At 72.1% G+C, this 11,483-nt stretch carries 11 protein-coding genes; all 11 read left to right on the forward strand.

The window, feature by feature from the left end:
- Positions 1–110 precede the first annotated feature (110 nt).
- The 11 genes from IEZ07_RS28785 to IEZ07_RS28835 all read left to right on the forward strand — a co-directional run bounded on the left by IEZ07_RS28785 (position 111) and on the right by IEZ07_RS28835 (position 11,385).
- A complete protein-coding gene (locus IEZ07_RS28785) occupies positions 111–1,790 on the forward strand; it encodes an alkaline phosphatase D family protein (RefSeq protein ID WP_191897651.1) in 1,680 nt (559 codons plus the stop codon).
- A 169-nt stretch (positions 1,791–1,959) separates the two neighbouring features.
- Positions 1,960–2,547, forward strand: coding sequence for a pyridoxal 5'-phosphate synthase glutaminase subunit PdxT (gene pdxT, locus IEZ07_RS28790; protein ID WP_275413861.1), 588 nt, complete (start codon positions 1,960–1,962; stop codon positions 2,545–2,547).
- 3 nt (positions 2,548–2,550) lie between these two features.
- Positions 2,551–3,303, forward strand: a complete 753-nt coding sequence (locus tag IEZ07_RS28795; protein ID WP_068895406.1) for a YebC/PmpR family DNA-binding transcriptional regulator — start codon at positions 2,551–2,553, stop codon at positions 3,301–3,303.
- Positions 3,304–3,408: 105 nt separating this feature from the next.
- A complete protein-coding gene (locus tag IEZ07_RS28800) occupies positions 3,409–4,689 on the forward strand; it encodes a cation:proton antiporter (RefSeq protein ID WP_191897653.1) in 1,281 nt (426 codons plus the stop codon).
- A gap of 227 nt (positions 4,690–4,916) precedes the next feature.
- Positions 4,917–5,504 carry a crossover junction endodeoxyribonuclease RuvC gene (gene ruvC / locus IEZ07_RS28805; protein WP_068896094.1) on the forward strand — a complete coding sequence of 196 codons (588 nt, stop codon included), beginning with the start codon at positions 4,917–4,919 and terminating at the stop codon, positions 5,502–5,504.
- Positions 5,501–6,121: a Holliday junction branch migration protein RuvA gene (gene ruvA / locus IEZ07_RS28810; RefSeq protein ID WP_068895404.1), complete on the forward strand. Its 621-nt coding sequence runs from the start codon at positions 5,501–5,503 to the stop codon at positions 6,119–6,121. Before ruvC ends, ruvA begins: the two co-directional genes overlap by 4 nt.
- Before the next feature lie 16 nt (positions 6,122–6,137).
- Positions 6,138–7,157 carry a Holliday junction branch migration DNA helicase RuvB gene (gene ruvB, locus IEZ07_RS28815; RefSeq protein ID WP_191897654.1) on the forward strand — a complete coding sequence of 340 codons (1,020 nt, stop codon included), beginning with the start codon at positions 6,138–6,140 and terminating at the stop codon, positions 7,155–7,157.
- Positions 7,158–7,509: 352 nt separating this feature from the next.
- On the forward strand, positions 7,510–7,878 hold the full coding sequence (gene yajC, locus IEZ07_RS28820; protein WP_191897655.1) for a preprotein translocase subunit YajC: 369 nt from the start codon (positions 7,510–7,512) through the stop codon (positions 7,876–7,878).
- 87 nt (positions 7,879–7,965) lie between these two features.
- Entirely contained in the window at positions 7,966–9,726 is a 1,761-nt protein-coding gene (secD, locus tag IEZ07_RS28825; protein WP_191897656.1) for a protein translocase subunit SecD, read from the forward strand.
- Positions 9,726–10,754 carry a protein translocase subunit SecF gene (secF, locus tag IEZ07_RS28830; RefSeq protein ID WP_191897657.1) on the forward strand — a complete coding sequence of 343 codons (1,029 nt, stop codon included), beginning with the start codon at positions 9,726–9,728 and terminating at the stop codon, positions 10,752–10,754. Before secD ends, secF begins: the two co-directional genes overlap by 1 nt.
- A 112-nt stretch (positions 10,755–10,866) precedes the next feature.
- A complete protein-coding gene (locus tag IEZ07_RS28835; RefSeq protein WP_191897658.1) occupies positions 10,867–11,385 on the forward strand; it encodes an adenine phosphoribosyltransferase in 519 nt (172 codons plus the stop codon).
- Positions 11,386–11,483: the final 98 nt, after the last annotated feature.

The following is an 11,483-nucleotide window of genomic DNA, read 5'->3' on the forward strand; positions in this document are numbered from 1 at the left end:
CATCCGTGAAGGGTGCCGCCTTTTTCGTGATCTGAGGAGTTCCCCCTTTTGCCGTGGTCCTCCGCGAGGCGGCCCGGGCCCGCGCCCGCCCGTCCCGGCAGGATCCCCCCATGTCCCAGTTGAGCCGACGATCCTTCCTCGTCACGGGCCTCGCCGCCGGCGCCTCGGCCGGGCTGCGAGCCGCCGCGCACGCCGGTCCGGGGCCGGACCCCGCCGGGGGGTCCGCGGACTCGAGGGAGCTGCGCTCCGACCCCTTCACCCTCGGGGTGGCCTCGGGGGACCCCGACTCCGGGGGCTTCGTGATCTGGACGCGGCTGGCGCCGCGGCCGCTGGCCGAGGACGGCGCGGGCGGCATGCCCGCCCGGCCCTTCACCGTGCACTGGCAGGTCTACGGCGACGAGGCGGGCCGCCGGCTCCTGCGGCACGGGGTGGCCACGGCGCGCCCCGAATGGGGCCACAGCGTGCACGTCGAGCTCGACCGGCTGGCCCCCGGCCGCGACTACTGGTACCGCTTCAGGACCGGCTCCCACGTCTCGCCGACGGGCCGGGCCAGGACCGCCCCGCACCCGCTGTCGTACGGCCCGGGCCTGGCGATGGCCTTCGCCTCCTGCGCGCAGTACGAGCACGGCCACTTCACCGCCTACCGGCGCCTGGCCGAGGACCGCCCCGACCTCGTCCTGCACCTGGGCGACTACCTGTACGAGTACCGGCGCGACACCTACACCGCCCCGGGCGGCAACGTCCGCCACCACGAGGGGCCGGAGACCGAGACCCTGGCGGGCTACCGGCAGCGGCACGCCCAGTACAAGACCGACCCCGACCTGCAGGCGGCGCACGCCGCGGCGCCCTGGCTGGTCGTCTGGGACGACCACGAGCTGGACAACAACTGGGCCGGAGAGGCGCCGGAGAAACCGGAGGTCCCGCAACCGGGCTTCCCCGCCCGCAAGGAGGCCGCCTTCCGGGCCTACTACGAGAACATGCCGCTGCGCCGCCGGTCGGTCCCGCGCGGCGTCGACATGCAGCTCTACCGGCGGATCCGCTGGGGGCGGCTGGCCGTCTTCCACCTGCTCGACACCCGGCAGTACCGCAGCGACCAGGGGTGCGGCGACGGCTACCGCGACTGCCCGGAGGCCGCCGACCCGGCCCGCTCGATCACCGGGGACGAGCAGGAGCGCTGGCTGCTGGAGGGCTTCCGCCGGTCGCGGGCGCGGTGGGACGTCATCGGCCAGCAGGTCTTCTTCGCCCAGCGCGACAGCGACGCCGGACCCGCGAAGATCACCAATCAGGACGCCTGGGACGGCTACGTGGCCTCCCGGCGGCGGATCACCCGAGGGTGGGTGGACGCCGGGGTGCGCAACCCGGTCGTGCTCACCGGGGACGTGCACGCCCACTGGGCGAGCGACCTCAAGCTCGACTACGACGACCCGGCGGCCCGCACGGTCGGCTCCGAGCTGGCCGTCTCCTCGATCAGCTCGGGTGGCGACGGCCGGGACGCCGACCCGGCCGCCCACCCGTTCCTGTCGATCAACCCCCATCTGAGGTTCCACAACGACCAGCGCGGCTACGTGCTCACCCGGATCGAGCGGGAGTCGCTCACCGCGGACTTCAAGGTCGTGCCCCGCGTCACCCGGGCGGGCGCGGCGGCGTACACCAGGGCGACGTTCGTGATCGAGGACGGCATCCCGGGGCTCCGGCGGACCTACCTGCGCCCGCCCGACCCCTCGGCGGCGAGGACGCCGGAGACCGACCTGATCCGGGAGACCGTGGACCGGGAGACCCTGCGCCCCTGACGCCCGCCCGGCCCCCGCTCCCGGGAGGCGCGCCGCCGGGCCCGGCCGGACGGGTGCGCCCGGCGCACCGGACGGGCTCACCGGGCGGCGCATCACGCGGCACATCGGACGGCACATCGGACGGCAGCGGTTACGCTCGTAGAGCGAACCAGACGAGCCGGACGAAAGGATGCCTGTGCCCACGATCGGTGTGCTCGCCCTCCAAGGAGACGTGCGCGAGCACGTGCGCGCGCTGGAGGAGGCGGGTGCGAAGGCGGTGACCGTACGGCGCCCCGGTGAGCTGGAGACCGTCGACGCGCTGGTCGTCCCCGGCGGGGAGTCCACGACCATGTGGAAGCTCGCGGTCACGTTCGACATGCTCGAACCCGTCCGGGCGCGCATCGCGGGCGGCATGCCCGTCTACGGGTCCTGCGCCGGGATGATCATGCTGGCCGACCGGATCGAGGACGGCGCCGCAGGCCAGCAGACCTTCGGCGGCATCGACATGACCGTCCGCCGCAACGCCTTCGGCCGCCAGGTCGACTCCTTCGAGGCCGACCTCGACTTCGCCGGCCGCGGTCCGCTGCGCGCGGTGTTCATCCGCGCGCCCTGGGTGGAATCCGTCGGTTCCCCGGTGGAGGTGCTGGCCCGGGCCGAACCTGGGGATAGGATCGTCGCGGTCCGCCAGGGGCCGCTGCTCGCCACGTCCTTCCATCCGGAGCTGACCGGGGACGCCGGCGTGCATTCGTACTTTGTTGAAATGGTGAGGGAGTTCTAGGCGATGTCCGGCCACTCCAAATGGGCGACGACGAAGCACAAGAAGGCCGCGCTTGACTCCAAGCGGGGCAAGCTGTTCGCCAAGCTCATCAAGAACATCGAGGTCGCCGCCCGGACCGGTGGTCCCGACCCGGACGGCAACCCGACGCTGTACGACGCCATCACCAAGGCGCGCAAGAGCTCCGTCCCGATCGACAACATCGAGCGCGCGCGCAAGCGCGGCGGCGGCCTGGAGGCGGGCGGCGCCGACTGGCAGACCATCATGTACGAGGGCTACGCCCCCGGCGGCGTCGCGGTGCTGATCGAGTGCCTCACCGACAACCGCAACCGCGCCGCCTCCGAGGTCCGGGTCGCGCTGACCCGCAACGGCGGCTCCCTGGCCGACCCCGGCTCGGTGTCCTACATGTTCAACCGCAAGGGCGTCGTGATCGTCCCCAAGGGCGGGCTGTCGGAGGACGACGTGCTGACGGCGGTCCTCGACGCGGGCGCCGAGGAGGTCAACGACCTGGGCGACAGCTACGAGGTCGTCTCCGAGGCCGGTGACCTCGTCCCGGTGCGCAAGGCGCTGCAGGACGCCGGGATCGACTACGACTCGGCGGAGTCGAGCTTCATGCCGACGATGAACGTCGCGCTGGACGAGGAGGGCGCGCGCAAGGTCTTCCGGCTGATCGACGCGCTCGAGGACAGCGACGACGTGCAGAACGTGTGGGCCAACTTCGACGTCTCCGACGAGGTCATGGAGAAACTCGAGGCCTGACCGCCCGGCGCCCCTCCGCTTTCCGGAGGGGCGCTCTCCGTTTCCGGCGCTCTTCCTGTGTTCTGCGAGGTTTGCCCCCGGTCGTACGGGTACTCCGGCTGGACCATGGTGAACTCGGATCTGGTCTTCGCGCTGGCGGGCGTCGGTGCCCTGCTGGCGGCCGTGCTGCCGCGCGTGCTCCGGCGGCGCCCCTTCTCGCTGCCGCTGGCGTGCCTGGTCGGCGGGGTGCTCCTCTACCTCCTCCCGCTCGACCTGCCCGCACCCGATCCGGTGGCGCACCGGGCCTTCGTCGAGCACGCCACCGAGATCTGCGTGATCATCTCGCTGATGGGCGCGGGGCTGGCGATCAACCGGCCCTTCGGGTGGCGCAGGTGGGGGTCCACCTGGCGGCTGCTGGCGTGGACGATGCCGCTGAGCGTGGCGGCGGTCGCGCTGGTCCTGCACGGGCTGCTGGACTGGCCGTGGGCCGCGGCCCTCCTGCTCGGCGCGGTGCTCTCGCCGACCGACCCGGTGCTCGCCTCCGACGTGCAGGTCGGCGAGCCGGTCGACTCGGAGAAGGCCGACGACGAGGTGCGCTTCACCCTCACCTCCGAGGCCGGCCTCAACGACGGGCTGGCCTTCCCGTTCGTCTACGCCGCGATCGCCCTGGCCCTCGCCGGGGGAGGCGCCGGGTGGGCCGGCGAGTGGGTCCTGGTCGACGTGCTCTACAAGGGCGCCGTGGGCGCGGCGGGCGGTCTGGCGGCCGGCACGCTGCTCGGCCGCCTGTTCTTCCGCGCCAAGGTGTCGGACCTGCGGCTGGCCGAGCACCGGGACGGCTTCGTCGCGCTGGCCGCGACGTTCCTGGCGTACGGCGTCACCGAGTTGGCGGGCGGGTACGGCTTCATCGCGGTGTTCGTGACCGCCTGCACGATCAGGGCGGCCGAGCGCACCCACGGTTACAACGGCGTCCTGCACGGGTTCATCGAGCAGATCGAGCGGCTGCTCACCGCCTGGCTGATCCTGCTGCTCGGCGGGTTCGTCGCGACCGGGGGCCTGTCCGCGCTCACCTGGCAGGGGGCGGTGGCCGGGCTGGCGCTGCTGCTGGTGGTCCGGCCGCTGACCGGCTGGCTGGCCGGGCTGCGCGGCCGGCCGGGGCCGCGCGAGGGCGGCGTGATCGCATTCTTCGGCATCCGGGGCATCGGCTCGCTGTACTACCTCGCCTACGCGCTCGGGCACGCCGACTTCGGCGTGCCCGCAGAGGAGCTGTGGGCGGTGGTGGCCTTCACCGTGCTGGTCTCGCTGGTGCTGCACGGCGTCACGGCGACGCCGGTGATGGCCCGGCTGGACCGGCTGCGGGAGAGGGCGGCCGAGGGCGACGGGAAGGAGGCCGCGGCCCAGCACCTGTGAGCGGTCCCGCGCCGGGTCCCGCCGGCCGGGAACGGGGCGGTGACCAGGCCGGGAACGGGGGCCGGGAACGAGGGCCGCGAACGGGGCGGTGACCGGCCCCGGGCGGCGGGTCCCCGATGGGCGGGCCCCTTCCGGCGGGCTCCGTGCGCGGGGCGTGGCCAGGCGGTAGAGTCGGGCACCGAACAGGTGTTCGGCGGGTGGGAGGAGTGTCGGTGCGTCTGCCCGAGCTGCGGGTGATGGGGGTCGATCCGGGGTTGACCCGGTGCGGGCTCGGGGCCGTGGAGGGGCGTCCCGGCGCGCCGCTGAACCTGGTGAAGGTCGGGGTCGTGCGCACGGCGGCCGACGAGGAGATCGGCGCCCGCCTGGTGGCCGTCGAGGCCGGCATCGAGCAGTGGCTCGACGAGCTGGAGCCGGACGCCGTGGCCGTGGAGCGGGTCTTCGCCCAGCACAACCTCCGGACCGTGATGGGCACGGCGCAGGCCTCGGCCGTCGCGATCCTGTGCGCCTCGCGGCGGGGCATCCCCGTGGCGCTGCACACCCCGTCGGAGGTCAAGGCCGCCATCACCGGCAGCGGCACGGCCGGCAAGCAGCAGGTCGGCACAATGGTGACCAGGCTGCTGCGGCTCGACGCGATGCCCAAGCCCGCCGACGCCGCCGACGCCCTCGCCCTCGCCATCTGCCACGTCTGGCGGGGCGGCGCGCAGAGCCGCCTGGCCGAGGCGCTGGCCAGGACGCAGACCGGCCCCGGCACGACCGCGGCGGCCTATTTCCGCGGCCGGGGCCGCGCCGGACACTCGAGAGGAACCGCGAAGTGATCGCCTCGGTGCGGGGCCGGGTGGCCTCGCTCGCGCATGACAGGGCCGTGGTCGAGGTCGGCGGCGTGGGCGTGCTGGTGCACTGCACCCCGGGCACGCTCGCGACGCTGCGGGTGGGGGAGGAGGCCGCCCTGGCCACCTCGCTGGTGGTCCGCGAGGACTCCCTCACCCTGTTCGGCTTCGCCGACGACGACGAGCGCGGCGTCTTCGAGATGCTGCAGGCCGCGAGCGGCGTCGGCCCCAAGGTGGCGCTGGCCATGCTGGCGGTGCACACGCCCAACGCGCTCAGAGTGGCCGTGGCCGCGGCCGACGTCAAGGCGCTGACCCGGGTGCCGGGCGTGGGCCCCAAGGGCGCCCAGCGGATCATCGTCGACCTCAAGGACAAGCTGGGCACCCCGGAGGAGGCCGTCAGCGCCGCCCTCAACGGCCACGCCGCCGCGCCGGCCTGGCGCGACCAGGTCCACTCGGGGCTGATCGGGCTGGGATACTCCGCCAAGGACGCCGACGAGGCGGTCGCCGTGGTGAGCCCGCAGGCCGACGCCGACGTGGCCGCGGGCCGCGTCCCCCAGGTCGCGGCGTTGCTGAAGGCGGCGCTGCGCGCCCTGAGTGTGCGATGAGCGAGGGTGGTCCGACGTGAGTTCCGACCGGGATCTGGTGTCGCCGGAGGCCGAGGGCGACGAGCGGCTGATCGAGGCCGCGCTGCGGCCCAAGCGGCTGGACGAGTTCATCGGCCAGGCGCGGGTGCGCGAGCAGCTCTCGCTGGTGCTGCACAGCGCGCTGCGCCGCGGGCGGGCGCCCGACCACGTGCTGATGAGCGGCTCGCCGGGGCTCGGCAAGACGACCCTCTCGATGATCATCGCGACCGAGCTGGGAGTGCCGCTCCGCATCACCTCCGGACCGGCGCTGGAGCGGGCGGGCGACCTGGCGGCGATCCTCTCGACACTGTCGGAGGGCGAGGTCCTGTTCATCGACGAGATCCACCGGATGGCCCGCCCGGCGGAGGAGATGCTCTACCTCGCGATGGAGGACTTCCGGGTCGACATCGTGGTGGGCAAGGGGCCGGGCGCCACCGCGATCCCGCTGGAGATCGCGCCCTTCACCCTGGTCGGGGCCACCACCCGGGCCGGGCTGCTGCCCGCGCCGCTGCGCGACCGGTTCGGCTTCGTCGCGCACATGGACTTCTACGAGGCCGCCGAGCTGGAGCAGGTGCTGCACCGCTCGTCACGGCTGCTCGGACTGGAGCTGCCGGAGGACGCGGCGCGCGAGATCGCGGGGCGTTCGCGGGGCACGCCCCGCATCGCCAACCGGCTGCTGCGCCGGGTGCGCGACTTCGCCGAGGTCCGCGCCGAAGGAGTGATCACCCAGGAGGTCGCCGCGGCCGCGCTGAACCTCTACGAGGTCGACGCCGAAGGACTCGACCGGCTGGACCGGGCGGTGCTGGACGTGCTGCTGCGCAGGTTCGGCGGGGGCCCGGTCGGGCTGTCCACCCTGGCGGTCGCGGTGGGGGAGGAGCCGGAGACGGTCGAGGTGGTCGCCGAGCCGTTCCTGGTACGGCAGGGCCTGCTGGCCCGCACCCCCCGCGGCCGGGTGGCGACGGCCGCGGCCTGGCACCACCTGGGGCTGACCCCGCCGCCGGACGCGTTCGGAGCCTGAGCCGCCTGCCGCGCGGGCGGGCCGTACCCGTCCGCGAGGGGCACGGCGGCCGCTCCCGGCCGCGGCGGATGCGGCGCCCGCGGAAGAGCGGGCGGCGCGGCGGCGTTGTTCTCCAGTGGCGAGGTCGTCCGCTCTCGGTGATGGAGCCGTACGGAGTTGATCACGGATCGATGACGAGGGTCTCGAAACGGGAACTTCCCCGTGTACCGGATCGTGACCTCGTTGCCGCGCTTCTAACAGCTCGCCTAAACTCCGTGGCTTGGCTGGCTGTGTAGGCTGACGTGCTGAGCGGCGTGGCCGTATACGGACGTCCGGCGCCAGGCCGGTCATTCTCAAGTGGAGGAGCGGCCCCATGGGCGACTACTCAAGCCTCATCATGATCGCTCTGATGGTCGTGGTGTTCTACTTCCTGCTCATCCGTCCGCAGCGCAAGCGGCAGCAGGAGCAGGTCCAGATGCAGAACTCCCTGACCCCGGGGACGCGGGTCATGACCACGACCGGCCTGTTCGCGACCGTCGTGGGCATCGACGCGGACGACGTGATCCTGGAGATCGCGCCCGGCGTCGAGACCCGCTGGGTCAAGGCCGCCATCGGGCGTGTGCTGACCCCGGTGGACGACGCCGAGGGCGTCGAGGACGACGTCGCGGTCGCCGACGGCGACGTGGTGGAGACCGCCGAGCAGCAGGGTGACAACCAGGACTCGACCCCCAAGAAGTCCTGAGCACAGTTCACCGCCAACATCCCCTATAGCCGAAAGAACTGACGACCAGTGGCCCGACCGACCAGCGGCCAGAGCAGACCGGGACGCATGCTCCTGCTGCTTCTGGCGATCATTCTCGCCATGGGCGGGGTGATGTTCCTCAACAGGGCGTACACCCCCGAATACGGCCTCGACCTCGCCGGCGGCACGACAGTGACGCTGTCGCCCATCACGCCGAACGGCGACCCTCCCTCCGAGGAGAGCCTGAACCTGGCCGTGAACATCATCCGCGACCGGGTGAACGGCAGCGGCATCTCCGACGCAGAGGTGGCCAGCGCCGGCGACAACATCGTCATCTCCGTTCCGGGCGCAGGCCAGGAGGAGGTCGTCAAGCTGGTCGGTACGACCGCCGAGCTGAGGTTCCGCCAGGTGCTGGCGATCGCGGCCGGGTCGCCCCAGCCCCCGGGTGAGATGTCCACCCAGGCGCCGACGCCGACCCCGGCCCCGTCGGGCTCGCCCGCGGCCACGGGCAAGAGCACGCCGAAGCCGTCGGTGACCGCCGAGCCGAGCCCGAGCGGCTCCCCCGCGGGGCGCGGCCTGTCGGAGGCGCTGACCAACCCGAGCCCGGCCGCCACCCCCGCCGCCTCGGCCGCGCCGGAGAAGGCCGAGCCGACCGGCAAGGCGACCGGCTCCGCGAAGGGCGAGGCGACCCCGTCGTCGGCCCCGTCGGCCGCGCCGACCGGGAGCGCCGCTCCCGAGGACCCGCTGGCGGGCGTCGACACCACCGGCATCGACCCGGAGGTGCTCAAGCAGTTCCAGGAGCTCGACTGCTCCAAGAAGGACAAGGGCCAGGGCGCCCAGGACGACTCGAACAAGCAGTTCGTCGCCTGCGACCAGGACGGCAGCGCCAAGTACGTGCTGGAGAAGGCCGCCGTGACCGGCACCGCCATCGACAGCGCCACCTCGGGCGTGGAGCCGAGCACCGGCGAGTGGCTCGTCCAGCTCTCCTTCAAGGGCTCGGGGCCGGACCAGTGGTCCAAGGTCACCACCACCGCCTTCAACTCCGAGGCCCCGCGCAACCAGGTCGCCATGGTCCTGGACGGCGTGGTCATCTCCGCGCCGGTCATCCAGGAGCCCATCACCGGCGGCCGCGCGCAGATCTCCGGCAGTTTCACCCAGGTGACCGCCACCGAGCTGGCCAACCAGCTCAAGTACGGCGCGCTGCCGCTGAAGTTCGAGAAGAGCTCGATCGAGGAGGTCTCCTCCACCCTCGGCGCCGACCAGCTGCGCGGCGGCCTCATCGCCGGCGCGATCGGCCTGGGCCTCGTGGTGGTCTACTCGATGATCTACTACCGCGGACTGGGCGCCGTCTCGGTGCTGAGCCTGGTGGTCGCCTCGGTGCTGACCTACCAGTCGGTGGTGCTGCTCGGCCACTTCGCGGGCTTCCGCCTCTCGCTCCCGCATATCATCGGCCTGATCGTCTCGATCGGCATCACCGCGGACTCGTTCATCGTCTACTTCGAACGGATCCGCGACGAGATGAAGGAGGGCCGGCGCACGCTGCGTTCGGCCGTCGAGGTCGCCTGGGTCCGCGCCCGGCGCACGATCCTGATCGCCGACGCGGTCATGTTCATCGCCGCCTTGGTGCTGTACTTCCTGGCGGTCGGCGGTGTGGCCGGGTTCGCGTTCGCGATGGGCCTGACCACCCTCATCGACATCGTCGTGGTGTTCATGTTCACCAAGCCGTTCGTCGCCATGCTGGCGCGCCTCAAGTTCTTCGCCAAGGGCCACCCGCTCTCCGGCCTGGACGCCGAGCGCATGAGCATCGGACCGTCCGCCGGCTCCACCACCGTTCCGCAGGAGGCATGATGGCCGGCCTCGTAAGCCGCCTGTACCGGGGCGAGATCAACGTCGACTTCGTCGGCAAGCAGAAGCTCTGGTACGGCCTGTCCGCCGTCCTGCTGATCATCTCCATCGCCGGCCTGGTGATCAACGGCCTGAAACTGGGCGTGGAGTTCAAGGGCGGGTCGGTGTTCTCCTTCAAGGCGCCGACGGCGAGCATCGAACAGGTCCGCGAGACCTTCGGCGACGCCGGGGTCCACCCCATCGTCCAGCAGACCAACAGCGGCTGGCGGGTCACCACCGAGAGCCTCCCCGCCGAGCAGGTGACCGAGCTCCAGAAGACCGTCGCCGGTGACTTCGGCCTCAGCCAGAACGACGTCACCCTCCAGGTGATCGGCGCCACGTGGGGCGGCCAGGTCGCCGACAAGGCCGTCATCGGCCTGATCGTCTTCATGCTGGCGATCATCCTGTACCTGACGATGGCCTTCGAGTGGAAGATGGCGCTGGCCGCCATCGTGGCGCTGCTCCACGACCTGGTGATCACCGCGGGCGTCTACGCGTGGTCCCAGTTCGAGGTCACCCCGGCGACCCTGCTGGGCTTCCTGACGATCCTCGGCTACTCGCTCTACGACGCGGTCGTCGTGTTCGACATGATCAAGGAGGTCACCGCCAAGCTCGGCACGACCTCGAAGGTCACCTACACGCAGGCCGCCAACGACGCACTGAACCACACGCTGATCCGCTCGCTGAACACCACCCTGGTGGCGATCCTGCCGGTGGCGGCCATCCTGTTCATCGGCACCACGCTGTTCGGCGCGGGCACGCTCAAGGACCTGTCGCTGGCGCTGTTCGTCGGCATGATCGTCGGCACGTACTCCTCGCTGTGCGTGGCGACGCCGCTGCTGGTGACGCTCAAGGAGCGCGAGCCGCGCTACCAGGCGATCGCCCGCAGGCTCGCCGCCACGGGCGCAGGGGCCGGCGCCAAGGCCGCGCGCCAGCCGGTGCCGGCCGGAGCCGCCACTGCTTCCGGCGGCGAGAAGCGCAAGAAGAAGTAGACCGGTACGAGACCGCGCCTCCGCCCCCCGTCCGCGGGGGGCGGAGGCGTTTTCTCCTCGTTCTCGCCGACGGCCCTTTTCGCCGGCGGCGTCTTTCCCGCAGGGGTGGATCATGAGTGACCTGAGCCGGCTGATCCTGGACCGGATCCGCGACGTGCCCGACTACCCGCAGCCCGGGGTGATGTTCAAGGACATCACCCCGCTGCTCGCCGACCCCGGCGCGTTCGCCGCGGTGACGGACGAGCTGGCGGGGCTGCACGAGGTGGACAAGATCGTCGGTATCGAGGCCCGGGGGTTCATCCTGGGGGCTCCGGCGGCCTACAAGGCCCGAGCCGGGTTCGTTCCGGTGCGCAAAAAGGGCAAACTGCCCGCCGAGACCTTCGAGGCGTCCTACGATCTGGAGTACGGCTCCGCGGTCGTCGAGGTCCACCGGGACGCGTTCGCCCCGGACGACCGGGTCCTCATCGTCGACGACGTGCTCGCCACCGGGGGCACGGCGCGCGCGACGGTGGAACTGGTCCGCAGGACGGGAGCCGAGGTCGTGGCCGTCGCCGTACTGATGGAACTGGCCTTCCTCAAGGGGCGGGAGCGGCTCGACGGGGTGAAAGTGCACCCCCTCGTGGTCGTCTGATCCACCCCGCCGGGGGAAGTACCCGTGCAGGTCTGGATACACTGAGGGATCTGGACTCGAACGTGAGGAGTCTGAGTGCCCCGTGATGTGGTCGTGCC

Origin of the sequence: Planomonospora parontospora, from assembly GCA_014647935.1 — a bacterium.
Lineage (GTDB): Bacteria > Actinomycetota > Actinomycetes > Streptosporangiales > Streptosporangiaceae > Planomonospora > Planomonospora parontospora.